Raw genomic sequence first — 25,193 nt, forward strand, 5'->3', positions numbered from 1 at the left:
ATATTGCTGTTTTGAAACGTATAGCATGGAACACCCCATTTCAGCTCTTCGGCCAGTTCGCATTCCAATGCAATGGACCTAAGCTCCGCGAACTCCTCTTGCCAATTTGTCTCCCTGTTCAAAACAGCGTCGACCTTCGGGTTCTTACTTTTTGTCATGCTGCGCCTCCCAAACAATTTCACTTCACTAATCTATAGGCAGCCTTCGGTCATTCCACTCGCTTCTGGGAATACTGCCTCCAACCGCAAAGCTGAACGAGACAACCTTGCTCCTGCTATTGTCAACCGTGCACTGGAAGTTGATGTTGTACCAATCTCCCCTGCTGCGAAATGCACCCCCTCTCGCATCCAATGCGTATTCCGAAATTCGCCCGCCTGAGCGACCGAATGGCACAAGCAGATCCGGGAAAGAGCCCGGTCTTTGACGTCGCACCTGCTCCAAAGCCTCGATTGTGCAGAGCTGCATGATACGATCTCTGGCCGACATTTTACGCGCCGATTGCCTCACCCGAAAGCTCGAGAGCGACTCTTGCGAGAAAAGCTCCTTGGCGGGAGTGGGATTTGCCGTCTCTTTTGCCTTGGGTTTTGCAGGCTCGGCAGCCGCCTTTTTCGGTTCCGGTTGCGGCTTGGCCTCAGAGGCGGGCTTCATCCCGTCTGGTGCTTTTTGCTGCTCCTGCAGCTTTTCCGTTTCTGCGGGTTTTTCCGGCTCCGGCTTTTCCTCGGTCTTGTCTGATTGCGATGTCTCTGGAGCAGTCACCGGTGGCAATTCTTTCTCTTCTGTCTTCTGCTCGGTTTTTGCAGTGGCAGCCGCGAATGCAGGACTGCCTGCTGCGGGTGGCGGCGCAGGCGCCGGCTGGGGCTTGGGCTGCGTTTTTTCTGCCGGTTCGGGTGAAGGGGCTGGAGAAGGAGGCGGAACGAGCTTAACATCAATCGTTTCCTTTGGTGCCGGCATTATTTCAAATGAAAGCCCGGTCCATAGCAACAAACCTATCAATAGATGCAAGGCGAGTGAGAACGGCAGCCCGAAACTTAGTCTTTTCCAGGGTTTTGCAGCATATTCGAACATGCCTGAAAGATAAGCGATCACACGGACAAACCCATATTTGCGGTCAGCTTTCAACTCATCGGGCTGTTTGGGCGAATTGGACATGCCAAGACAGATTTCGCAAACCGCATAAGCACTTGCTACCAAGCTTCGGATTTACCTTCTCGCTTGATTTATAACAAGGGATCAAAGCGGTTTTCGATTTTAGGTGCAAATTGCAGAAAGCGCTTTCTAATCGTTGTGATTGCATTACTTTGATCTTGCGGAGTTGAACCTTCGCCAAATCAGAGGATGGAACATGAAGAAACTGCTTTTATTCAGTGCCGCTGTCATCGTGGCATTAACGTCGGCTGCAGGCGCTCAAGAAGCCACCATACGCATAGCTACCGAAGGCGCCTACCCACCGTTCAATACTTTGAACGCGGACGGCACATTGGCAGGGCTGGACGTCGATATGGCGAATGCGCTGTGCGAAGAAATGAAAGCAAAATGTACAATCGTTGCGCAGGATTGGGACGGCATTATTCCGGGGCTAATGGCTAAAAAATATGATGCCATCATCGCATCAATGAGCATTACGGAAGACCGTAAAAAACAGATCGATTTCACCAACAAATATTACACCACACCGCTGGCCGTTGCCGTTCCAAACGACAGCACCCTGGCGGGCGTCGCTATCGCCGACCTGAAAGACAAGACCGTTGGCGCACAGGCTGGTACGACCCAGGCGATCTACGCCACTGATGTTTACGGCAAGGCCGGTGTGGATGTGAAGCTCTATCCCACACAGGATGAGGCGGCAGCAGATATGACAAATGGTCGTATCGATGCGCTGATCTCAGACAAATTCGTTGTCGTGGATTGGCTTAATAATGCCGGAAAAGATTGCTGCAAGATGCTGGGTGACGTTCCCGGAACCGAGACCGAAGCAGGCATCGGTATCCGCAAGGGCGACGACGCGCTGAGGGAGAAATTCAATAAGGCGATCGATGCCATCGTGGCAAACGGAACGCATAAGAAAATAGTTGCCAAATATTTCCCCTTCGACATTTACTAAAAGACAAAAGCCATCCGCCTGAAAGCGGGTGGCTTTTCCCCCCAGTCAGCGGGATCAGGGTCCGTTGACCAGCTTGAGAATAAGCTGCTGGATATTGCCTCCATCACTCATTTCATCACGGTCGAAATCGCGGCTTTTCTGGCGCTGGGCTATTGAAAGAGCGGAAAGCCGAGGCTGCATTTCCAACCGGATTTTTTGGCAATCAGGGTCGTCGGGAACGGACAGGCCAATTGTCGATGCCTCTATCGCGCGCACCATTTCCTTGATCTGCTCGCCATGCACGAGTTCATGATTTCTGACGCCCGTGATGAATGCGTTCCAGCTTTTTTCCACCGCATCCGGCAAGCGATCTGAAGGCTTTGGTAGCGTATAGGTGATTATCAGCTTGGGCCGGGCCGAGACGAGTTTGCAAGCATTGTCAGCCTGCCGCTCATATTTCCTGGTCCATGTCAGCTTGAAATTGGTATGCGCAATGGTGCGGACTCTGCCGCCCAGTTGCGGGCCTCTCTCGCCGATGGAGGCATAGAGCGATGCGCCGGACTTTCCCGCGATTGCATAGGGCTGGACAGTTTCGGTTGCGGTCCATTCAGCCGCTGCCGCTCCCGGCATCAAACCCAGGAGACATGACAGCAAGAAAGAAAATGAGATAGGTCGTTTCAATCTGGCCTCGCTGATGCTGCAAACGATGTACAGCAACGAGCTGGAGCATGTTCACAGTTGTAACGATTCGACCAGTGCCGAATGTGTGCCCCGCCCGCCTTTGCGGACGGGGCAGATGCAATTAGTTGACAGATGTCAGCGTCATTGATGTTCCGGTAGCTGCGACATTGAGACCGAGCTGGCCGGTCACGCTTACTGCCTGAAGATGAATGGAACCCGATGTCCCGCCAAACAGGACATTCGTACCAATACCGGCACCGACCGTGGCTTCAGCAGTCGCACCGCGATACAGGCCGCTCAAAGAACCGTGATGATAGCCTGCAGTTGGTGCAAACACTGCCCAAATCAGACGGCTGCGGGTGGTAAAACCAAGGTCAACACCCAGCTTCTTGATGGCGCCCGAGTAATTGTCGATACGCTCTCCGCCCATTGTGGACCGGAACGAACACTCAACTTCCTTGGCTGAACCAAGCACATAACCGACGCCGCCGCCGATTGAGCAATCGAGATAGCCGATCTTTACGCCATTGCGCACATCTTGCTCTTCATATGTTGGCAATTGCATATCGGCCGCTTTGGCGATTGTTGTTCCGGCTATTGCCAGCGACCCTACGGCAAGCGCCATTGTAAGAGTCTTGTTCATGCTTCTCTCCTTACTTATTTATTTCGCGCAATTCCGGAAAACCGCTGCACGCTTTTCCGGAGTTGCTCTAAATCTTGACCGGCACACCATGCCGGATTGTCCCGTCCGCAAACTCGGCGATAGAACGTTGGTCCAACGATTCCAGTCCGGAAAGGTTGCAACGAAACGTATCCATACGTGAAGGCGCGATAACAGACGGCCCACAGTTCAACGGCCATTAGGACATTTTAAAGGCATTCTGTGCAGCGGTGCATCTATCTTCGCTTGGTGTGGCATTTGGGTCATGACGACGTTCCACTCCAATCGGGATTACGGGCGCCGCGCTAAATAAGTTTCAACGGATGCGTGGAGAAAAATATCAACGCAGAGCGGGCGAACTGGCGAATGTGCCACCATCCCTTGCGCGCAGCATTTCCGCCTTCGTGGACAATTCTGACTGTCGGCACATAAGCGATTTCCGCAAATTTTGCCGTTCGCAGCGATATATCGAAATCTTCGAAATAGAGCAGATAACGAGCATCGAAACCGCCCAGCTTTTTAAAAACATCGCCACGAAAAAACATGAAACAGCCGCTTACGATGGGAGGGCTCCAAAAAACGACATCACCAATCTGATCGCGCATTTCGTAGCGATTCAAGCGTTTAGCAAATAGCCGTTTGATGGCGCGCGGTGCAAAGCCGCGAAGCAAAAGATCAAACACCGCCGGATAGTTCTTGCAAAGATATTGCCGCGTTCCGTCCGGATTAAACGCTTTTGGCGTCAAGAGCCCGCAGTTTTTGTGATCCGTCATGAAGGCAATGGCATTGGCGAGCGCTTCCGGCTCCATTTCGACATCAGGATTGAGGACCAAATGATATTTGCCAACGGCATCTGTGACGATGTTATTTGCCCTGCCAAACCCGACATTGCCCTGCCCGCTCATGATCTCAAAAGGCAGGCCCTCCATCGCCTCCAACAGCCAGTCATAGCCAGAGGCCGCCGGGGTATTATCGATCACGAATATCTTGACTTGCGTCAGACCGCTCAATTGAAGCGCATGCCGCAGACTTTGGATGGTTTTCAGGACCGTTTCCTGGTCGGGCTTGAATATGACAATGGCAATGGTCAGTTCATACGTCTCAGCACCGGGATATGCACTCTCGACCATTAACCGACTTTCTTTCCCATTTTCCCCGTTAGACCATGCCAGACACCAAGGGTCATCATTTTTGCATGTTCTGCTCGAGGGGCTGTAATCAGACTGTAGAATACAAATTTTCGTACCAAACGGGCCATATCAACCATTTTCCAATTTAAATGCAGCCATTTTTGGCGATAGAGCCAAATCGCATTTCTGAAATGATAATAATGCCGCAACGGGCTATGCACAGGTATGTGCCTGCCCCGAAAAAGCACGGGGCTATCGCCCAAATCGTGCTTCATATGGGCGTTGCATATGCCATAAGATTGATAGCCCATCTGCTTTGCCCGCAAACCCCATTCAATATCAACATAGTCGATAAAAAGTTCTTCCCGCATTCCGCCTACACTATCGAGGGTCGATAGTGGAATGAGGCAGCCGGAAGCAATGAGATAGTCCACCTCCACTATCGAATCATTCTCCGCACAGATTTGCCGTTCAAGCCGCAGGCCCGTCACTTTGATGAAGGGCGGAGGATTTTTCTGCCGTGGGTCCTCATATCGAGGTCCGACACACGCCACTCGAAGATTTTTCGCCAATTGCGCCTCAGCGGCGTTCAAAAGCCTGGCAACCATATCTCCTGCGGGGATGCTGTCCTGATCAAGCAGAAGCACGTAAGCTGCATCATGGACTCGGGCTTTCGCGATACCGATATTCTGAGCTTTTGCGATTCCAAAATTTTGTCCGAGCTTCTCAATATCCACCATTGGATACAGCGAAGCCAGTCGGTTTTCCACGTCTTCTCCACTGCCATTGTCGACGATGATCAGCTTTCCAACTTGGGGAATTATTGCCTCAAGCAGGCTCTTCAGGCCATCCAGATCAGGATTATATGTAACGATAATTCCTGTGACAGACCGGTTATCAACCCGCATTTTTAAAAGCTTCCATTTAAAGTTCAACTGACGGGTTAGCTAGCAGATAGCGCGTTGCAAGGAAAACCAAAACACTTATGAAGATTGACATGTGTTTCTCTTGCCGCCAAATGTCTGCGACAAATGCAATCGAGTTCCGGTTGTCACGATGGTAATAAGGAAACGTTGAATGAAGGGCATTATTCTGGCAGGCGGAAGTGGTACACGCCTTTATCCATTGACGATTGCCGTCTCCAAGCAAATGTTGCCAATCTATGACAAGCCCATGATTTATTACCCGCTAAGCGTGTTGATGCTTGCGGGTATACGGGAAATTCTCATCATCTCGACGCCGCATGATCTGCCGCTCTTTCAAAAATTATTGGGCGATGGGTCAGATTTTGGCGTCAGCTTCTCTTATGCTGAACAGCCTCAACCAAACGGTTTGGCCGAAGCATTTATTATCGGACGTGAGTTTATCGGCAATGACAGCGTTGCCATGATCCTTGGGGATAACATCTATTTTGGCGATGGTCTGTCGCGGCTTTGTCAGGAAGCCGCGAGCGGTGACAGGGGGGGCACTGTCTTTGCTTACCACGTTGAGGACCCTCAACGATATGGTGTGGTGCAGTTTGAAAAAGCCACGGGGAAAGCACTTTCCATTGAAGAAAAGCCGGTAAAGCCAAAATCGAACTGGGCTGTTACTGGACTCTACTTTTACGATAATGAAGTGGTCGACATTGCCAAATCTATCAAGCCATCCGAACGAGGCGAGCTTGAGATCACGAGTATCAACAATATCTATCTGGAACGTGGCGATTTGCGCGTACAGCAATTGGGCCGGGGATATGCCTGGCTCGATACCGGTACCCATGACAGCTTGCACGAGGCATCATCATTTGTGAGAACGATTGAACATCGGCAGGGCATTAAGATTGCTTGCCCCGAGGAAATAGGGTTGGAATGGGGATGGGTCGACGCCGACCGAGTCCTCGAGAGAGCAGCAAAAATGGGCAAAACCGAATACGCAACCTATCTGCGCCGCAGAGCTGAAGAGGTCGGTAAATAATGATCGAAGTAAAGCCTCTCGCACTTGAAGGTGTTCTGGAAATTCTGCCCAAAAAATTCGGTGATGATCGCGGATTTTTTTCAGAAACGTATAATGCGCAAAGTTTTGCCGAAGCGGGCATTCCCTTGCAATTCGTCCAGGACAACCACTCCTTGTCTGCAGCTAAGGGCGTCTTGCGCGGATTGCATTATCAGCTACCGCCACGCGCTCAAGACAAGCTTGTGCGCGTCGTCAAAGGGTCCATTCTGGATGTGGTAGTAGATATCCGGAAAAGCTCGCCAACCTTCATGAAGTGGCTGTCCTTGGAAGTCTCTGCAAAGAAGTGGAACCAGATATTGGTGCCCAAGGGATTTGCACATGGCTTTGTGACACTCGAAGAAAATACCGAGGTGGTCTACAAGGTTACGGATTACTATTCTCCCGAACATGATAGGTCGCTACGATTTGACGATCCGTCAATTGGCGTGGCATGGCCTTTCGAAAAATCCGTCCTACAACTGTCCGATAAAGATCGAAACGCCCCTGTGCTCGATGGCGCTGATATTTTCCCTTAAGGAGCAATTTGGTTCATGAATATTCTAGTTACCGGCGGCGCCGGCTTTATTGGTTCTGCAGTTTGCAGACAACTGGCGGCCAACCCGCAAAACCGGGTCGTGAATGTTGACAAGCTAACCTATGCTGGAAATCTTGCATCGCTACGACAGATCGAGAATTACCCAAATTACAGCTTTATCCAGGCGGATATATGCGATGATGCAACAATTCTGGGTATTTTACGCGACGAGAAAATAGATGCGATCATGCATCTCGCCGCTGAAAGCCATGTCGATCGTTCCATTGACGGGCCAGCAGCCTTTATCGAAACAAACATTATCGGTACGTTCCGCATGCTCAATGCAGCGCTGACCTATTGGCGCGAATTGTCGGAGCCAGCCAAATCAGCGTTTCGGTTCCACCATATTTCCACCGATGAGGTCTTTGGCGACCTGCCTTTTGACAGCGGGATCTTTACGGAAGAAACGCCCTACGCACCTTCTTCGCCCTACTCGGCATCAAAGGCTGCATCAGACCATTTGGTCCGCGCTTGGCATGAGACCTATGGCCTGCCGGTCGTTCTATCCAATTGTTCAAACAATTACGGTCCGTTCCATTTTCCGGAAAAGCTGATCCCGCTGGTGATCCTCAACGCCTTGGACGGTAAGTCGCTTCCGATTTATGGCACAGGAGCAAATGTCCGCGATTGGCTTTATGTCGAGGACCATGCGCGCGCGCTGGAACTCGTCGTCACAAAGGGCAAACCGGGCGAGAGCTACAACATCGGAGGCCGAGCCGAACAAACGAATTTGAGCGTTGTTGAAACGATCTGCGATATACTCGACAAGAAGCGGCCGCGTGCCAATGGCGGGCGATACAGGGACCTGATCAGTTTTGTCAGCGACCGGCCGGGCCATGACCGTCGTTATGCAATCGATGCATCAAAGATCGAGCGGGAACTCGGCTGGACCCCGTCAGAAACGTTCCAGTCAGGCTTGGAACGCACCATTCAATGGTATCTGGACAATGATTGGTGGTGGCAGCCTATTCGCGGCGAACGTTATGCGGGCGAGCGGCTCGGTTCTACAACAGCAAAGAGTGCAGTATGAAAATTGTCGTCACAGGGCACGAGGGTCAAGTTGTTCTCAGCCTGATGGAGAGAGCAGCCTTGCATCCCTCCATTGAGCTTGTTGCTCTGGGACGGCCAAAACTCGATCTGGCGCAACCACAAACGATATTTCAGGCAATTGTGGACGCTGCGCCGGATCTCGTTGTTTCTGCCGCCGCTTACACGGCTGTCGATCAGGCGGAAGACGAAGCTGAACTCGCTTCAGTGATCAATACAGCCGGCGCTACCGCTGTTGCGGAGGCGGCAGCACATATCAACGCGCCGATTATTCACCTTTCTACAGATTATGTGTTTTCAGGCGAAGGCAGAGAACCTTACAAAGAAGAAGACCCAACTGGACCAAAAGGCGTTTACGGACAGACCAAACTCAATGGTGAGTTGGGTGTTATCCAAGCAAACAAACGCCATTTTATTTTACGGACCGCATGGGTCTATAGCCCCTTTGGCAAAAACTTCGTCAAGACGATGCTGCGCCTGGCTGAAACACGTGACCAGTTGTCGGTCGTTTCCGATCAATGGGGAAATCCAACCTCAGCGCTGGATATAGCCGATGCAATTTTGCATATGGCAGAGCGGCTTCAAACCGACCCTTCATTTAACAGTTTTGGCGTCTATCATCTGGCTGGTACAGGAAGTACCAACTGGAGCGGTTTTGCTCAAAAAATCTTCGAGTATAGCCGGGCGCGTAACGGACCTTATGCGGATGTGGCCGGCATCGCGACTGCCGATTATCCGACAAAAGCAAAACGGCCTTTGAACTCGCAATTGTCGACTGATCGCTTCTTTGAAACTTTTGGCTGGCGGGCGCCGGAATGGCCGCAATCGCTGGAACATGTTGTCGATAGAATTCTGGCAGACAACAGCCAAGGCTGAATTCGCATTCTTCAGCAAATATTGATCTTTAGAGCCGGTTCTGACTGCGCTGACGAGCCAGACCACCAATTCTGCAAGACATTCCCGTTTTTTGCACGCCCATGACTCAGGCCATGGGCGAGTGTCATTGTGCTTGCCTCCAACTTAACAATTTTATATCGTCATTTTATCTATATATTATCAATGTAGTTGTCCGTATTGGCAGCCATGCGTTCGAACAGAGGAAATACACATGAGTAGCTGGGATTTCTGGGTAGATCGTGGCGGCACCTTTACTGACGTGATCGGTCGTGACCCGGCAGGAACGCTGCATGCCAAAAAGGTTCTTTCCGAAAATCCGGCAGCTTATAGCGATGCAGCGGTGAATGGCATTCGACAGCATCTGGGACTGGAACCAAATGACGCCATTCCGGCGGGGCTTATTGGCGAAGTTCGCATGGGCACCACCGTCGCAACGAATGCCCTGCTGGAGCGCAAAGGCGAGCGTCTGGCACTGGTAACGACCAAAGGTTTCAGAGACGCGTTACGCATCGGCTATCAGGAACGCAAGAATATCTTTGCAACCGAAATCATCAAGGCCGAAGCGCTGTATGACCAGGTTTTGGAAATTGATGGGCGTGTGCTTGCCGATGGAACGGTCGAAGTTCCCCCCAATATGAATGAAGTCCATAAAGCTTTGAACTTATTAAAGGACGAGGGATATGACGCCCTCGCCATTGCCTTCATGCATGCCTACAAATTCCCAGAACATGAAGCAGCGGTTGCAGCAATTGCGCGGGATATCGGCTTCTCGCAGGTGTCGGTCAGTCACGAAGTCTCGCCCTTGATCAAACTGGTTGGACGCGGCGATACAACGGTTATCGATGCCTATCTTTCCCCCGTTTTGCGGCGCTACGTGGAACAGGTTTCCAGAGAGCTTGATGTGACCCGTACCGGTGCGCGTGTCATGTTCATGATGTCATCCGGCGGATTGACTGCTGCCGATATGTTTCAGGGCAAGGATGCCATTCTATCTGGACCCGCAGGCGGCGTTGTGGGCCTTGCCAGAACTGGCATAGAGGCAGGCTTTGGCAATGTCATCGGCTTTGACATGGGCGGCACATCCACCGATGTGGCGCATTATGATGGCATATATGAAAGAGCCTTCGAAACGGAAGTCGCGGGCGTGAGAGTGCGCGCTCCGATGATGCTCATCCACACCGTGGCCGCAGGCGGTGGTTCCATTCTGCACTTCGATAATGGCCGCTTCAGCGTCGGGCCGGATTCGGCAGGTGCCAATCCCGGCCCCGCCTGCTATCGCAATGGCGGCCCGCTGGCAGTCACAGATGCAAATGTCATGGTCGGCAAACTCATCCCTGAATTCTTCCCGCCGATCTTTGGTCCGGGACAAAATGAATCTCTCGATATCGAAGTCGTACGCCGTGGCTTTGCGCAACTTGCTGAGAAGATTGGCGATGGGCGAAGCGTGGAAGACGTGGCAGACGGCTTCATACGGATTGCTGTCGCCAATATGGTAGAGGCGATCAAGAAGATTTCAGTGCAGCGTGGATATGATGTGACACGCTACGCCTTGAGCTGTTTTGGCGGTGCAGGCGGCCAGCATGCCTGCCTTGTTGCCGATGCGCTCGGCATGAAGAGTATTCTCGTGCACCCCATGTCGGGCTTGCTCTCGGCTTATGGGATGGGCCTTGCCGATATAAGAGCGACGCGGCAAAAGGCGTTGGGCATATCATTGGATGAAAATGCCCCTGCCCAACTTGCTGAGATGGGCCGGGAATTGGAAAACGAATGCATTGCGGAGCTTCAGGCACAAGGGATTGCGCGTGATGCGATCACCAGTTTTGTTCGCGCCCATATTCGCTATGCCGGTACGGATACAGTGCTCAGTGTAGAGGCGACTTATCCCGCTTCTGACAACACAACACGGCTGCGCCGGGAATTCGAGATTCTGCACAAACGCCGCTTCGGTTTCGTTGCTGAAAACAAGGCCCTTTTTATTGAGGCTGTTGAGGTTGAAACTGTCGGCGGCGGTAGCGAACAAACTGAAAAGAGTGTCGAACCTCAAGCGACAGGCGAACCCCAAGCGATCAGACATAATCGCATATTCTCGCAAGGCAAAGCCTATGATGCGCCCGTGATCTTGCGTGATGCGATGAAGCCAGGCCAGCAGTTGACAGGCCCTGCCATCATCATCGAACCAAACCAGACGATCATCATCGAAGATGGCTGGCAGGCCCAACTGACAGCAAAGAACCATATCGTTCTTAATCGCATCAAAGCATTGCCCAGTCAGGTTGCTATCGGGACAAAGGCAGATCCGGTGATGCTGGAAATATTCAACAATCTGTTCATGTCGATTGCAGAACAGATGGGCGTGACGCTGCAAAACACCGCCTATTCGGTTAATATCAAAGAGCGGCTGGATTTCTCCTGCGCTGTTTTCGATGCGGAAGGCAATCTGGTTGCCAATGCCCCGCATATGCCCGTGCATCTGGGCTCAATGGATGCTTCTGTAGCAGCAGCAATCCGTGAAAATCCCGTAATCCGTCCAGGCGATGTTTTCCTTATTAACGCGCCCTATAATGGCGGCACGCATCTTCCCGATCTGACGGTGTGCACACCGGTTTTTGAAGATACAGGCAAGACGATCCGTTTCTGGGTAGCAAGCCGCGGACATCATGCCGACATTGGCGGTATCGCGCCGGGCTCCATGTCCCCCTTGGCGACGACGATCGAAGAGGAAGGCGTCTATATCGACAACTTCAAACTTCTGGATCAAGGACGATTCTGCGAAGATGAACTGGCGGAACTCTTGACGGGCGCCAAATATCCCGTGCGCACACTGCTGCAAAACGTCAATGACCTGAAAGCCCAGGTGGCAGCCAATGAAAAGGGTGTGGCCGAACTTCGCAAAATGATCGCCCATTTCGGCGAGGATGTGGTTGAGGCCTATATGGGCCATGTGCAAGACAATGCGGCGGAAAGTGTTCGCCGCGTCCTGGACCAGCTTCAGGATGGTAAATTCACCTATGAGATGGATCAAGGATGCAGCATTGTCGTCAGCATCTCTGTCGACAAATCAGCGCGTGAAGTAACTGTCGATTTTACCGGCACCTCAAACCAGAGGGCTGACAATTTCAACGCCCCCCGCCCTGTTACACGCGCTGCTGTGCTTTATGTTTTCCGCACGCTTGTACAAAGCAACATTCCCATGAATGCCGGATGCCTGCGCCCGATCCGTATCATTGTTCCAGACGGCACAATGCTCTCGCCTGAATACCCTGCTGCGGTTGTTGCAGGCAATGTAGAGGTCAGCCAAGCCGTAACGAATTGCCTGTTTGGTGCTGTGGGCGCGCAAGCAGCAGCGCAAGGCACAATGAACAACCTTACTTTTGGCAATGACGAACACCAGTATTACGAAACCATATGTTCCGGCGCGCCGGCTGGGCCCGGTTACAATGGTGCGGATGCAATTCACACCCACATGACAAATTCGCGCCTGACAGATCCGGAAATTCTGGAAACCCGCTTCCCTGTTGTGCTTGAGGATTTTCACATCCGTGCAGATTCAGGCGGCAAAGGAAAATGGTCTGCGGGCAATGGCACAAAACGGACCATTCGAGCGCAAAGAAAACTGGATTTTGCGATACTTTCCGGACACCGGCGCATTGCGCCCTTTGGCCTGAATGGCGGTGAACCCGGCCAGCTTGGTGCCAATGCCGTGCGCCGGAATAATGGGCAGATCGAAATGCTTGGCGGCTGCGCTCATACGGTTCTTGAGGCGGGAGAGGCTTTCATTGTCACGACGCCGACCGGCGGCGGGTTTGGAAAGAAGTAAGGCCGGACACGCCTGACCAATGCTTCAGCGGCGCGTCCGCTGGAGCGTCCTCTTGATAAATTTTCAGCAACTCCCATATATGTTTCGTCGACCCGATTAACCGGGCAATACCGCAGCTCAACGGAGCGCGGGTAACTTCCAGGATCGCTGATGGCCATTGTCATCCTTAATGGCGATCCGGAATATTCACATCGGCATATTTCAACACACAAAGCTGCGGAGTTTTTCTGCGTGGCCAATGGATTAAAATGCACATCATTATCGAAAAACATAACAAGTCATCCGTATATAAACGGCCGGACATTTATCGAGACTCTATAAAATCAAAATCGCCGGACCATCAATACGAGCATCAATCATCGGGATTTACCCGGGAAGAGCTCCGCCGGATTGTCGCCGAGCAGATCGATTGATCGCTCGGTTGGCGAAAAAACCAGATAATACCAATCAGGAGTGGGCCGCAAACGGCTCAGCAATAAAATCGACAAGAACTCAACCAAATCACCGGGCAAGCGCCGTTCGCAGGTGCCTCTCCCCCGCAACCAAAGCTCCCATAATCAAAGCCCAAAGCTGAGTTATGAAAGCTATCTCAGCCAGGCTCAGGCCGCGGCGCGCTCGGGAAATCTCGTGGACGCAGAGAATTTTTATCAGCACGCGGAACATTATTTTCGGATTCTCAAAAATCACGCGCATCCGTCTCATTAAGGTCATGGCTTTATGCCATGGTAGCTAAAGAAAAGTTTTGAAGGAAAATCCAATGACTCACATTGAATACAGACTTCACGCTTTCGACCTCGCCAGCAGGCGGGGATTTGCCGATGGCAATATGTTCGGCCATCTCTTGCAGGAAAAGCTGGGCAAGTTCGCGCCAGACAAGCGCGCCGTACTGGTCGAATGCGTCAAGCGGTACTTGATTCCCGCAATCCCTCGCCGACTGATCACAACGCTGTCTCGAACGCATAACCCAATTCGGATCGCCGATACGGAGACTGTCGATGACGTTGAGGATATTACAGTTGCGATTCCTGAAGAACTGGTGCTGAAGGTTGCAGCTGAACTTTCGGCAAAATCGGGTTCTGAAGCTTAACGCCTCAAACTATTGCCGTTCCGCGCCACGTTGAGCAAGTGTTGCAACAAGATCGCTGAAACGATCGCCCTGCACGGCAATATGCTGACGTAGAAGGTTGCGCGCGACTTCCGGCTCGCCCGACAAGATCGCCTCCACGATAGCTGAGTGCTCACTAAAGGAAGTCTTCATGCGGTTACGAACCCGCAACTGCAGACGGCGATAGGGACGCAGACGGCGATGAAGCGCCGTGCATTGCTCAATCAGAAAACCGCTATGACTGGCCGCGTAAACGGCGTGATGAAAAAGCTCATTGTCGTAGTAATAGGTATCGCTGTCTTCTGCATTGGCTGATCGTTCGCATTTGGCATGAGCGGCCAGCAATTCCTCGCGATCCGCATCCGTGTGACGACGTGCGGCGAGAGACCCTGCCATACCTTCCAGTTCCGCCATAACCTCGAACATTTCGTAAATGCGGTGGGGCGCAGGATCAATGACAACAGCGCCGCGGCGTGCCCTGATCTCAATCAAACCAATGGCGCTCAACTGCATCAACGCCTCCCGCACGGGAGTTCTGGATACGCCAAAACGCTTGGCCAGTTGCATTTCATCCAGCCTCTCACCCGGCGAGTACTGGTTGGTTACAATTCCATTTTCGATCTCATCTCTTAGCCCCTGCACAATGTTCTCGGCCATACCCGCCCCTTAAAATGCAACAATTGCTATCTTGTATACAAAAACATTGACATCTCATACAAGATCGATAGGTTTATATATAACACCGCGCCAATGAGATGAAAATAAACGATCTTCATCGCCAAGGATGGCAACGCAAATGCGATCATCTGAGTTGCAACAGGACAAATCCGATCAATGGAAATTCCAATGAGTGGCACATCCTTTTTTAGCGACATGCTGCAAACCATAACCGATCGGGGTCGCAAATTATTGTCCTTTGGACCCCGCACGCCATTAATTTCCGGATCGTCCAATATTGATCGTCTCTGCGAATTGCTTCTCACAAGCCGGGGTGAAGCCTCGGGCATGGCACTGGCCGCGCAAATTCTCCAACATTGGTCACGACTGGATGAAAAGGGGCAGCGCGATTTCATGCTGCTGCTTTTCGAAAAGTTCGGCCCGGATGAAACGAAGCTCGACGCGGCAATTCAAACCTACCAGACAGACCGCACGCCACGCGCTGTGCTGGAATTGCATCAGGCCGCCGAGCCTCGCAGACAAGAGCTGATACGCCGTCTCAATCTCGCGCCTAATGGTATTTCCACACTCGTCAACATGCGCGAATGCCTGCTGGCCCTCAAGGTCAAAACTCCCGAACTAGAGGCAGTCGACGCCGATTTTTCCCATCTATTCGCGTCATGGTTTAATCGTGGCTTCCTGATTTTGCGGCCCATTGATTGGTCAACGCCTGCCCACATCCTTGAGAAAATCATCCGTTATGAAGCGGTGCACGAGATCGGCGACTGGGATGAACTGCGTCGACGCCTGGCTCCTGCCGATCGCAGATGTTTTGCGTTCTTTCACCCGCAACTTTCCGATGATCCTTTGATCTTCGTTGAAGTAGCTCTGACAAAGACCATCCCCGAGGCGATATCTGACGTTCTTGATGAAACGCGCGCACCTATCCCGGCGCAGGATGCGAAAACCGCTGTTTTCTATTCCATATCCAATTGTCAGGTTGGATTGCGGGGAATTTCCTTCGGGAATTTCCTGATCAAGCAAGTGGTTGAAGATTTACGCCGCGACTTCCCGAACCTTGACACCTTTGTCACCCTCTCGCCAGTGCCGGGATTTGCAAACTGGCTGTCAAAGGAAAAACAATCCGAGCACTCCGAATTACTGACGACCGAAGATAAAAAAGCCCTTGAGATACTGGACGAGCCAGGCTGGGCGAATGACCCAGTGCTTGAAACAGCTGCCAAAGAGATTTTGCTGCCACTTGCGGCACGGTATTTCTTAAACGCCAAGACGCCAGATGGGCGACCTCTCGACCCTGTGTCGCGTTTTCATCTTGGCAATGGCGCACGGCTGGAACGAATAAACTTCCTGGCTGACCGCTCTGATCGGGCAATGCGGCAAGCATACGGACTCATGGTCAATTATCTCTACAAGCTTAATGATATTGAAGCCAATCACGAGGCATTTGCCCAGCGCAATGAGATTGTATCAGCACCGCCCATACGCAAACTGCTGCGCCACGACAAACCGGCAAAGAACTCCGCTCCAGCCAAAAGTGGCACAAATCCAAAATGAACAAGCCAGCAAGGAACTGAGTGCATGAGCAATCATCTATTCGATGCCATACGCGGAACGATCACAAGCGAAGACGCTATTTTCATTGAAACGGAAAATGGCCGGTGCTGGACGTATGGCGATATGCTGTTGTGGTCTGGAAAGATTGCCGGTGCCATTGATACGCTTGGTGTGCGTCCCGGTGACCGGGTTGCTGTTCAGGTGGAGAAGAGCGCCGAAGCCTTGATGCTCTATCTGGCCTGCATTCGCTGCGGCGCGGTCTATCTGCCGCTCAACACCGCTTATACATTGGCGGAATTGGACTATTTCATCGGTGATGCGGAACCTCGCCTTGTCGTCGTTTCACCCAAAGCCGCCGACGGGATAGCCGCGATTACTTCAAAATATGATGCACTGGTCGAAACTCTTGATGAAAACGGCAAGGGCTCGCTGATTGACCTTGCAAAAGATGAACCGGAAGACTTCATCGATGCAACAAGGGGCCCAGACGATCTCGCCGCTATTCTCTACACATCAGGCACCACAGGACGCTCCAAGGGGGCGATGCTGACCCATGATAATTTGCTGTCGAATGCTCTGTCCTTGCGTTCGTTCTGGCGCTTTACGCCACAGGATCGGCTAATCCACGCATTGCCCATTTTTCACACACACGGGCTCTTTGTTGCCACCAACGTTACCCTCACTTCCGGCGCATCAATGTTCCTGCTGCCAAAATTCGACCCGGCGCAAGTCCTGTCCCTGATGCCCCGCGCCACAACCATGATGGGCGTTCCAACCTTTTATGTTCGGCTGCTGCAAAATGAAGGATTGACCCGCGACGCGGTAGCCGGCATGCGACTTTTCATTTCCGGTTCTGCCCCGCTTTTGGCCGACACGCATCGCGCTTTTCAGGAACGAACGGGTCAAGCCATCCTTGAGCGTTATGGAATGACTGAGACAAATATGAACACGTCAAATCCCTATGATGGGAAGAGGATAGCCGGAACCGTTGGCTTCCCGCTCCCGGGCGTGAGCATAAGGGTTACCGATCCGGAAACTGGAGTGCCGCTTGGCCAGGATGAGACGGGCATGATCGAAGTCAAAGGCCCCAATGTTTTTAAAGGCTATTGGCGCATGCCGGAAAAGACCAAGTCAGAATTCCGCGATGATGGTTTCTTCATCACGGGCGATTTGGGCAAGATCGATCCTGAGGGATATGTTCATATTGTTGGCCGCGGCAAAGATCTCGTGATTTCGGGCGGATATAATATCTATCCAAAGGAGGTCGAGAGCGAGATTGATATGCTTCCCGGCGTCATTGAAAGCGCGGTTATCGGCATAGCTCATCCAGACTTCGGCGAAGGTGTGACGGCCATTGTCGTCAAACGCGCGAACGCCATGATTGACGAGCAAACAATCTTTGATGCCCTGAAGGATCGCCTTGCCCGTTACAAGCAGCCAAAGCAGATCATCTTTGTCGAGGATCTACCGCGCAATACCATGGGCAAAGTGCAAAAGAATATTCTGCGCGAGCAATATAGCGATCTCTATGCAGCTCGGACCAATGCCTGATTGATCTAGTTATTTTATGCAATTCCGCCTGGAAAACCGCTGAAACTTTTCCGGGAATTGACTCAAAGGCGTCGGGGGGAGCTCACGCCAAAACAACGATGAAAATATGGCTCACCAGCGGTGCGTCATAGAGGGAGGATATTGCTGTGAACATTGAGATTCTATCTATTCTTGTCCTGATCGGGATGTTCGTTATTGCAACGATATTGCCGATCAATATGGGCGCGCTGGCCTTTGCCGCCGCATTTATCGTCGGCTCGCTGATCATGGGGATGACTCCCAATGACATCTTTGCCGGCTTTCCGAGCGATTTGTTTCTCACGCTTGTGGGCATCACCTATCTGTTTGCCATTGCCCAGAACAACGGAACCATAGATTGGCTGGTCGAGCAGGCCGTCCGCATGGTGCGTGGACATATGGCGCTGATACCGTGGGTGATGTTCCTGGTCGCTGCGATCATCACCGGGTTTGGAGCACTCGGACCGGCGGCGGTAGCCATTCTTGCGCCAGTCGCTTTGCGCTTTGCCACACAATACCGCATCAGTCCGGTCATGATGGGATTGATGGTCATTCATGGCGCGCAGGGTGGTGGGTTCTCCCCCATCAGCGTCTATGGCGGCATAACCAATCAGATCGTTGAAAAGGCTGGCTTGCCCTATGGTCCAACCTCGTTGTTCCTGTCCAGCCTGTTTTTCAACCTGGCGATTGCCGTTGTCGTCTTCTTTGTCTTTGGTGGTTGGAAAAGCCTGCGTGAACATGCAACGGCTACAGGTCCAGATCCTGATACACATACAGCCGGCGTATCACGCGCCATTGTTGGCCATGGCGGCACGCCTGCTTCTCCTGCCTATCACCGCAGTGATGTTTCGCCTTCCGGTGCACATATTCCGTCAAGCGAAGGCCTCACAAGCGAGCGCCTTATGACACTGGTGGGTCTGACAGCTCTCGCCATCGGCGCTCTTGTCTTCAAATTCAATGTTGGACTGGTCGCAATGACTGTGGCGGTTGCCTTGGCTCTGTTATCACCGAAGACGCAAAAAGCTGCGATTGATAAAGTGAGCTGGTCAACGGTGCTGTTGATCGCAGGTATCATCACCTATGTCGGGGTGCTTCAAAAGGCGGGAACGGTGGATTACGTTGCGTCAGGCATTTCGAGCTTAGGCATGCCGCTTCTTGCAGCGCTATTATTGTGCTTTACGGGCGCAATCGTCTCCGCCTTTGCATCCTCAACAGCCCTGCTTGGCGCCATCATTCCGCTGGCTGTACCATTTTTGATGCAAGGTCACATCAGCGCCATTGGCGTGGTTGCGGCAATCGCGATCTCGACGACGATTGTGGATACGAGCCCATTTTCAACAAATGGCGCTCTGGTTGTAGCCAATGCTCCAGAGGCAGAGCGTGAAAATGTTCTGCGTAAACTTCTGATCTACAGCGCGCTCATTGCCATTATCGGCCCTGTGATCGCCTGGCTCGTTCTCGTCGTTCTTGGCGCTGTGTAACGCGTAATATAATGCTCTATCAGGCCGCAACGGCCTGATAGAGTTATGATGCTTAATTCTTCCGACTATTGTCCATTCTCTTGCCGTTCGCCGCGTCAAACAAATGGCTGGTTTTCGGATCAATTGCCACTTGAATAGTGTCGCCCGGCTTTATCGACAAACGATCCCGGAAGAGACAGGAAATTTCCTGATCGCCAAGTTTGCCAACGACCATAATCTCCGAACCCGTTGGCTCGACTACCTCGACGTCGATCTTTATGCCCCTCTCAGCAATCTTCATATGTTCTGGCCGGATACCATAGATTGCCGAATTTTCGGTGGTGGGTGAAATGCCGCCCGGCAAAGGCAATTCGATACCATCCGGAGTGACGAAAATACCGGCTTTCACGTTGCCCTTGATAAAGTTCATGGCAGGAGAACCGATGAAACCGGCAACGAACAGATTTGCCGGATAGTCGTAAAGATCCAGCGGCGTTCCTACCTGCTCGACCAGCCCATCCTTCATCACGACAATCTTGTCGGCCATTGTCATGGCTTCGATCTGATCATGTGTCACATAGACGATGGTCGTTCCCAGACGTTGATGCAGACCCTTGATTTCACTGCGCATCTGGACACGCAGCTTTGCATCGAGATTGGACAGGGGTTCGTCGAAAAGGAATACCTGAGGATCGCGTACAATAGCGCGGCCCATGGCAACACGCTGGCGCTGACCACCGGAAAGCTGGCGTGGAAAGCGGTCAAGCAGCTTTTCAAGACCCAGGATTTCGGCCGCACGACCAACGCGGCTGGCTTTCTCTTCTTTAGGGGCCTTTTTCAGCATCAGCGCGAAGCCCATATTATCAGCAACGGTCATATGCGGATAAAGCGCATAATTCTGAAAGACCATTGCGATATCCCGCTCTTTTGCAGGCAGATCATTGACCACACGCGAGCCTATGGAAATCTCACCACTGGTGATTTCTTCCAGTCCTGCAATCATCCGCAGCAATGTCGATTTACCGCATCCTGACGGGCCGACCAGAATGACGAACTCGCCATCATCTATATCAACCGAAACGCCGTGCATAACGTCGACGCTGCCATAGGTTTTTCTAACGTCCCTGATGGAAACCGTGGCCATTTAATACTCCGTTCGCATGTGTTAGCCGCCCTTGACGGCACCGGCAGTCAAACCGGCAATAATTTGACGTTGCGCAAAAACTGTCAGCAACAAAACAGGCAGCGTCACAACAAAAGCAGCGGCCGCCAGCGGACCCCAACTGACCTGCTCGAAAGACAACATGTTATAGACCGCCACCGGCAAGGTTCTCGTTTCACGGCTCGCCAGCACAATGCCGAAGACAAAATTGTTCCATGAAAAGATGACTGCCAAAATCAATGCGACGACCACTCCGGGCTTGGCAATCGGCAAAGCGACCATGCGGAACACCTGCCATGAGGTTGCCCCATCAATCATGGCAGCCTCTTCAAGCTCCATCGGCGTTGTCTCGAAATAGCCGATCATAATCCAGATAACGATCGGAACCGTCACCACAAGATGGATAATGATCTGCGGCCATAAGGTGCCAAGCAGACCCAGTGTCTGGAACAGAAGAAACAGCGGAATGAGGTATGATAGCCCCGGTGTCATGCGTGCAATCATGATGACGATTGCCGATTTGTCGGCACGCAACCGTGCAATCCCATAGCCAGCAGGCACACCGACAAGCAGCGCAAGCAAGGTCGCTGTTCCCGTTACCAATAGGCTGTTCCAGAAGTAATGGAGGAAATCATTGGTGGCGAAAATATCGCTATAATTCGACCAGGCAAATTGCTCCGGAATGAAGATCGGCGGATAGGCTCCATTGTCGATTTCATATTTCAGCGACAGGGACAGCATCCACAGGAAGAAGAAGATTGCCGGCGATACGATCACGAAGACGATGAAGGCCGTACCAAGAATTTTCAAAGGATTGCGACGTGCCATTTTCGTTCCTCAACTATTCCACTTTGTTCGCTGGCGCAGATAGAGCAGCGCGAGAGACATGGTGATGATTACAATGAAGAAAACGACGGCTATCGCAGAGCCATAGCCAATGTCGTAATAGGCAAAGGCAACATTATAGAGATAGATGTTGATGGTCTCCGAGGCTGTCCCCGGACCGCCCTGCGTCATGGCGAAAATGATGTCGAAGCTTTTCAAAGCATCAATGGAGCGGATGATCACGGCGACCATCATGAATGGAAGGATCATCGGCAATGTTATATAGCGAAACTTCTGCCAGCCATTTGCGCCATCAATCTCCGCACTCTCAAACGGATCGCGTGGCATCGCCGCAAGACCGCCCAGAACAATGAGCATAACCAGGGGCGTCCACTGCCAGGTTTCGACCAGCACGAGTGACGGTATCACCGTGTTCTGGTTGAAGATCCATTCCTGCGGGCCTATTCCGACAAGAGACAGGAGATAGTTCAAAACGCCAAGTTGCGGATGGTACATCATTGTCCAGACCAGAGCGACTGCCACTGGCGTCGCCATCATCGGCATGACGAAAATACCGCGCAGCAGGCCGCGCATGGGAAGCTTGCTATCGAAAACCAGGGCGGCAATCGTACCCAGGATGAGCGGCGCGACAACCGACAAAACCGTGTAGAGCACAGTGTTGCTCATGGATTGCCAGAATCTGGTATCACCGGCGAGACGGACAAAATTTGCCATGCCGACAAAGCTTTGCTCGCCGCCAAGATGCCATTCATTGACGCTCATCCACAATGTGAACGCCCAGGGGAATATGATGACCGCCCCAACAATGACCAATGCCGGAATGACGAATGGCCAATAACTGGGCGTGAGCCGGCTTTTGCCGGCCTTCGGCTTTGCTATGTCGGTTATCGGGACGGTCGCAGTCATAATACTCAGCCTTCGCTACGTGCGAGGATAGGCGCGAATTCTTCCGTCGCCCGCTTCATTTCGGTCGCCGGATCAGCGCCGCCAATAATATTGGTCAATCCGACCCCCATCACGTCACGGAACTCCGTCACGGGAACGATAACCGGAAGACATAATTGGCTGACTTTGGCCGACTCAGACAGGACCTTTGCCCATTCCTGAGGCATGGTAACGCCCTTTAGAACTTCAGGATCATTGACAATGGAATTACGGAAAGGAACGCCCGATCCGGACTGTAACAATCGAGCACCCATTTCTTTCGATATAGCCCACTGGCAATAAAGATAGGCGGCTTCCTTGTTCGCCGAACCCTCTGTTACGCCGATACCGTCACCAAAGGTTGGTGCAGCCTGGGCAGCTGGCCCCTTCGGCATCAGGCCGTAACCGACTTTGCCAACAACGCGCGACTTTTTCGGATCTTCCAGTGGCGGAGCAAAACCAATGCCGTCCAGCCACATGGCAACCTTGCCCTGAAGGAAGCTCGACTGGCACTCTGCCCAGTTAAACCCGGTGACACCGGGAGGTGCCGATTTGGTCATCAAGCGCTGATAAAGCGTTGCCGCATCGATTGATTCCTGCGTCGCTGTTTCCAGCTTGCCATCTTCAACCGTGCTTTTGCCATAGCCAAGCATGAGGCTGGCCCAGACAGGCGTATTGGCGTTTTTCATTCCGCGCGCGACAAAACCATATACGCCATTATCGCGGTCGGTGAGCTTTTCAGCTGCTGCAACCAACTCTTCGAATGTTGTTGGATATTCGACACCCTTGGCGGCGAAAAGCTCCTTGTTCCAGTAGATCATCCAGTAATCCACCGAGAATGGAAGTCCGCCAAAGCGGCCATTCTTGTCCTTGGCGAAGGCGAGGCCAGCTTCCGCAAAATCGCTTTCGGTAAGGGAAGGCTCGGTGAGGCTTGGATCTTTCAGGAATGGCGTAAGATCGGCAAGCCAGCCACCCTTTTCGAATTGTCGTTTTTGAACATGGTAGCTGATATGGATGACGTCAAAGCTTGGCTTGCCTGACGTCAGTTCGATAACGGCTTTCTGGCGCTGCTGCTGTTCTGGCGTCTGTTCCGAATTGACCTTGATGCCGGTCAGTTCTTCAAATTCTTTCTGATATTTTTGCAGGATATCGCCACGTGGGCTTTTGATCAGATTAACTTCAAGCGTTGTTCCAGCGAACTTTTTCCAGTCCACATTGGCAAAAGCGGGCTTGAGCCCGGCGAAACTCGCAGCGCCCAGCGCTGCTGTACCCGCCAGAAACTGCCGACGCGTCGGTTTGACAAAATTCATGCTCATGGTTTTCCTCCCTTTTGTGTTTCCGGCGGTACAACTCCCATTGCGAAGCCGGTTCTAGATCTTAAGAGCCAGATTTCTCGCATTATTGATATGAACCGCAATTGCATCCATTGCCGTTTGCGGATCGCGTGTCTCAATGGCTGCCAGAACTGCGAGATGCTCCCGCATGACCGGTATGACGCGCCCTGTGATGCGGAAACGCTCCTGATTGATCAGCCGCATCTTGATAGCGTTGATCCGGTAGGCCCGCCCGATAATGCCATTGCCGAGCGAGTCGATGATCGTCTCATGCAAATTCCAGTCGATGGCTTGCGCACGCAATTCCAGCTCGGGTGTTTCCTGCCCTTGCAGCGCTTCCTCAAGCGTATCCTCGTGCTCTTTCCTCAGCCGCGCCAAAAGCTCATCCGATGCGGTGACCGCGAAAATGGCAACCGCTTCCTTTTCCATAAAAAGACGAAACTGGAATGCTTCCCGGATCAAATTAAGATCAATATGTGCGATCTGAATGCCGCGCTGCGGGATGGTCTTGACCAAGCCTTCCGCCTCAAGGCGAGGAACGAGCTCCCTGATAGCGCCCAAGGGCATGCCGGTCATTGCAACGAGCTGCCGTTGTGAAACGAATTGCCCCGGGCTGATGTCGCGCGCCAGCAGATGCTCCGTAAAGCTGACATAAGCTTTCTCCCGCAATCTTACCGGCTCGTCGCCATCATCCATCTGGACTACCCCTTTATTATGCTGCCGCAGATTTAAACAATCGATCCAAGGTTGAGATCAAACGTCCATAGTCTGAGTCGGACAAACTACGAAGCGGAGCCCGCGCCCTGCGCCAATTTTCATCGCCACTCTGGTGAGCAATAAGAGCCTTTACGGCCGGAATGACCGGAAATGCCACAATCTGGTTTACAGCCTCAACCACATCGGCATCATCCCGCCCCTCAAACACCATGGGCAAAAGCCGGTGGGCATAAATATTGGCAAGACCGGATATCGCGCCCTGTCCGCCCATCCGAACGCCCGCAGCCAATCCCCGCTCATCACCAATCAAGATGGCCAGATCATTGTGCTTTGCCAGCAGGGATTCGGTAAATGGCCAATTTCCCGATGAATCTTTGACGCCAGCAATTACGCCCGGGAAAGCCTCGCGCAAACGCGAAACCAGATCAACCGAGATCTCAACTGCCGTTACGGACGGAATATTGTAAAGGATGACGCCCCGTGCAGAACTGCCGATTTCGGCAAAAACTGCGGAGAACCAATTGAACAATCCGTCATCGCTTATATTTTTGAAGTAAGACGGGGGCGCCAGCAAAACATTGCGGCAGCCTGCGTCCAGCGCTTCAAGTGATTGCAGCGCCGCGTCTATGTAGGAATTTGCCATAACGCCGACAATAATTTGTTCCGGCGCTATATCGGACTTGAGAAAAGCGCCGAGCATTGCCGATCTTTCTTCATTGCTGATCGACGATCCCTCGCCCGTCGTGCCGAATAGTGTAACGCTGCTGCATCCATTTACCAGACAGTTCCTGGCATGGTTGATCGCCGCATCAATATCAATGCGCATGTCGGCATCAAACGGCGTTGCCAATGCAGCTGAAAGTCCAAATCTATCGAGTTTAGCCAAGTACCTTCTCCCCAGAACAGGGGTAGACACATACTAACATGTTAGTTGATAGTCAACCAGTAATCACTATCAACAT

At 52.2% G+C, this 25,193-nt stretch carries 23 protein-coding genes; 11 read left to right on the plus strand and 12 right to left on the minus strand.

The annotated features are described in order from the left end of the window. Positions 1-186: 186 nt before the first annotated feature. Complete coding sequence (locus tag ACTJI9_RS13035) at positions 187-1,149, minus strand: DUF930 domain-containing protein (protein ID WP_440808493.1); 963 nt, start codon at positions 1,147-1,149, stop codon at positions 187-189. A 193-nt stretch (positions 1,150-1,342) separates the two neighbouring features. Between ACTJI9_RS13035 and ACTJI9_RS13040 the strand changes: the two genes are divergently transcribed. Continuing rightward, entirely contained in the window at positions 1,343-2,101 is a 759-nt protein-coding gene (locus ACTJI9_RS13040) for an ABC transporter substrate-binding protein (RefSeq protein WP_115053432.1), read from the plus strand. 54 nt (positions 2,102-2,155) lie between these two features. Here the strand turns inward: ACTJI9_RS13040 and ACTJI9_RS13045 are convergent, their stop codons facing one another. The 4 genes from ACTJI9_RS13045 to ACTJI9_RS13060 form a co-directional block, all read right to left on the minus strand. Then, a complete protein-coding gene (locus ACTJI9_RS13045) occupies positions 2,156-2,710 on the minus strand; it encodes a DUF922 domain-containing Zn-dependent protease (protein ID WP_307275954.1) in 555 nt (184 codons plus the stop codon). A gap of 172 nt (positions 2,711-2,882) precedes the next feature. Continuing rightward, on the minus strand, positions 2,883-3,404 hold the full coding sequence (locus ACTJI9_RS13050) for a DUF992 domain-containing protein (protein WP_115053430.1): 522 nt from the start codon (positions 3,402-3,404) through the stop codon (positions 2,883-2,885). 323 nt (positions 3,405-3,727) lie between these two features. Continuing rightward, complete coding sequence (locus ACTJI9_RS13055; protein WP_440808496.1) at positions 3,728-4,552, minus strand: glycosyltransferase; 825 nt, start codon at positions 4,550-4,552, stop codon at positions 3,728-3,730. Continuing rightward, a complete protein-coding gene (locus tag ACTJI9_RS13060) occupies positions 4,552-5,460 on the minus strand; it encodes a glycosyltransferase family 2 protein (protein WP_115053428.1) in 909 nt (302 codons plus the stop codon). The genes ACTJI9_RS13055 and ACTJI9_RS13060 overlap by 1 nt, the downstream gene beginning before the upstream one ends. A 169-nt stretch (positions 5,461-5,629) precedes the next feature. On the opposite strand from ACTJI9_RS13060, the gene rfbA reads away from it, so the two are divergent. From rfbA to ACTJI9_RS13095, 7 genes are all read left to right on the plus strand, one after another. After that, positions 5,630-6,508 carry a glucose-1-phosphate thymidylyltransferase RfbA gene (rfbA, locus tag ACTJI9_RS13065; protein ID WP_440808499.1) on the plus strand — a complete coding sequence of 293 codons (879 nt, stop codon included), beginning with the start codon at positions 5,630-5,632 and terminating at the stop codon, positions 6,506-6,508. Next, on the plus strand, positions 6,508-7,062 hold the full coding sequence (rfbC, locus tag ACTJI9_RS13070) for a dTDP-4-dehydrorhamnose 3,5-epimerase (protein WP_162802525.1): 555 nt from the start codon (positions 6,508-6,510) through the stop codon (positions 7,060-7,062). The genes rfbA and rfbC overlap by 1 nt, the downstream gene beginning before the upstream one ends. A gap of 15 nt (positions 7,063-7,077) precedes the next feature. Next, positions 7,078-8,151 (plus strand): dTDP-glucose 4,6-dehydratase, encoded by a 1,074-nt coding sequence (rfbB, locus tag ACTJI9_RS13075; RefSeq protein WP_115053426.1) that lies wholly within the window; start codon positions 7,078-7,080, stop codon positions 8,149-8,151. Next, entirely contained in the window at positions 8,148-9,044 is an 897-nt protein-coding gene (gene rfbD, locus ACTJI9_RS13080) for a dTDP-4-dehydrorhamnose reductase (RefSeq protein ID WP_307275423.1), read from the plus strand. The genes rfbB and rfbD overlap by 4 nt, the downstream gene beginning before the upstream one ends. A 232-nt stretch (positions 9,045-9,276) precedes the next feature. Then, positions 9,277-12,882 carry a hydantoinase B/oxoprolinase family protein gene (locus ACTJI9_RS13085; RefSeq protein ID WP_440808502.1) on the plus strand — a complete coding sequence of 1,202 codons (3,606 nt, stop codon included), beginning with the start codon at positions 9,277-9,279 and terminating at the stop codon, positions 12,880-12,882. A 525-nt stretch (positions 12,883-13,407) separates the two neighbouring features. After that, a complete protein-coding gene (locus ACTJI9_RS13090; protein WP_307275957.1) occupies positions 13,408-13,587 on the plus strand; it encodes a DUF4167 domain-containing protein in 180 nt (59 codons plus the stop codon). Positions 13,588-13,639: 52 nt separating this feature from the next. Further along, a complete protein-coding gene (locus ACTJI9_RS13095) occupies positions 13,640-13,969 on the plus strand; it encodes a hypothetical protein (RefSeq protein ID WP_336442184.1) in 330 nt (109 codons plus the stop codon). A 9-nt stretch (positions 13,970-13,978) separates the two neighbouring features. Here the strand turns inward: ACTJI9_RS13095 and ACTJI9_RS13100 are convergent, their stop codons facing one another. Next, a complete protein-coding gene (locus ACTJI9_RS13100; RefSeq protein ID WP_115053421.1) occupies positions 13,979-14,644 on the minus strand; it encodes an FCD domain-containing protein in 666 nt (221 codons plus the stop codon). 189 nt (positions 14,645-14,833) lie between these two features. On the opposite strand from ACTJI9_RS13100, the gene ACTJI9_RS13105 reads away from it, so the two are divergent. From ACTJI9_RS13105 to ACTJI9_RS13115, 3 genes are all read left to right on the plus strand, one after another. Continuing rightward, the gene (locus ACTJI9_RS13105; RefSeq protein ID WP_440808506.1) at positions 14,834-16,219 is read left to right on the plus strand and encodes a malonyl-CoA decarboxylase; all 1,386 of its coding nucleotides are present in this window, start codon (positions 14,834-14,836) and stop codon (positions 16,217-16,219) included. A 24-nt stretch (positions 16,220-16,243) separates the two neighbouring features. Beyond that, positions 16,244-17,770, plus strand: a complete 1,527-nt coding sequence (locus tag ACTJI9_RS13110; RefSeq protein WP_440808509.1) for a malonate--CoA ligase — start codon at positions 16,244-16,246, stop codon at positions 17,768-17,770. A gap of 146 nt (positions 17,771-17,916) precedes the next feature. After that, complete coding sequence (locus ACTJI9_RS13115; protein ID WP_440808511.1) at positions 17,917-19,269, plus strand: SLC13 family permease; 1,353 nt, start codon at positions 17,917-17,919, stop codon at positions 19,267-19,269. A gap of 52 nt (positions 19,270-19,321) precedes the next feature. On the opposite strand, the gene ACTJI9_RS13120 is transcribed toward ACTJI9_RS13115, so the two are convergent. The 6 genes from ACTJI9_RS13120 to ACTJI9_RS13145 are packed head-to-tail and all read right to left on the minus strand — an operon-like array spanning position 19,322 to position 25,117. After that, complete coding sequence (locus ACTJI9_RS13120; protein ID WP_440808512.1) at positions 19,322-20,392, minus strand: ABC transporter ATP-binding protein; 1,071 nt, start codon at positions 20,390-20,392, stop codon at positions 19,322-19,324. Between the two features lie 21 nt (positions 20,393-20,413). Then, a complete protein-coding gene (locus ACTJI9_RS13125) occupies positions 20,414-21,238 on the minus strand; it encodes a carbohydrate ABC transporter permease (protein ID WP_115053416.1) in 825 nt (274 codons plus the stop codon). A 9-nt stretch (positions 21,239-21,247) separates the two neighbouring features. Continuing rightward, a complete protein-coding gene (locus tag ACTJI9_RS13130; protein ID WP_307275449.1) occupies positions 21,248-22,162 on the minus strand; it encodes a carbohydrate ABC transporter permease in 915 nt (304 codons plus the stop codon). 5 nt (positions 22,163-22,167) lie between these two features. Next, on the minus strand, positions 22,168-23,496 hold the full coding sequence (locus tag ACTJI9_RS13135) for an ABC transporter substrate-binding protein (RefSeq protein WP_336442180.1): 1,329 nt from the start codon (positions 23,494-23,496) through the stop codon (positions 22,168-22,170). 54 nt (positions 23,497-23,550) lie between these two features. Continuing rightward, positions 23,551-24,210, minus strand: coding sequence for a GntR family transcriptional regulator (locus tag ACTJI9_RS13140; protein WP_115053414.1), 660 nt, complete (start codon positions 24,208-24,210; stop codon positions 23,551-23,553). Between the two features lie 16 nt (positions 24,211-24,226). Continuing rightward, positions 24,227-25,117: a dihydrodipicolinate synthase family protein gene (locus tag ACTJI9_RS13145; RefSeq protein ID WP_354345332.1), complete on the minus strand. Its 891-nt coding sequence runs from the start codon at positions 25,115-25,117 to the stop codon at positions 24,227-24,229. Positions 25,118-25,193: the final 76 nt, after the last annotated feature.

It is taken from the genome of Phyllobacterium sp. 22552 (assembly GCF_052044585.1).
In the GTDB taxonomy this organism is placed as follows: domain Bacteria; phylum Pseudomonadota; class Alphaproteobacteria; order Rhizobiales; family Rhizobiaceae; genus Phyllobacterium; species Phyllobacterium ifriqiyense.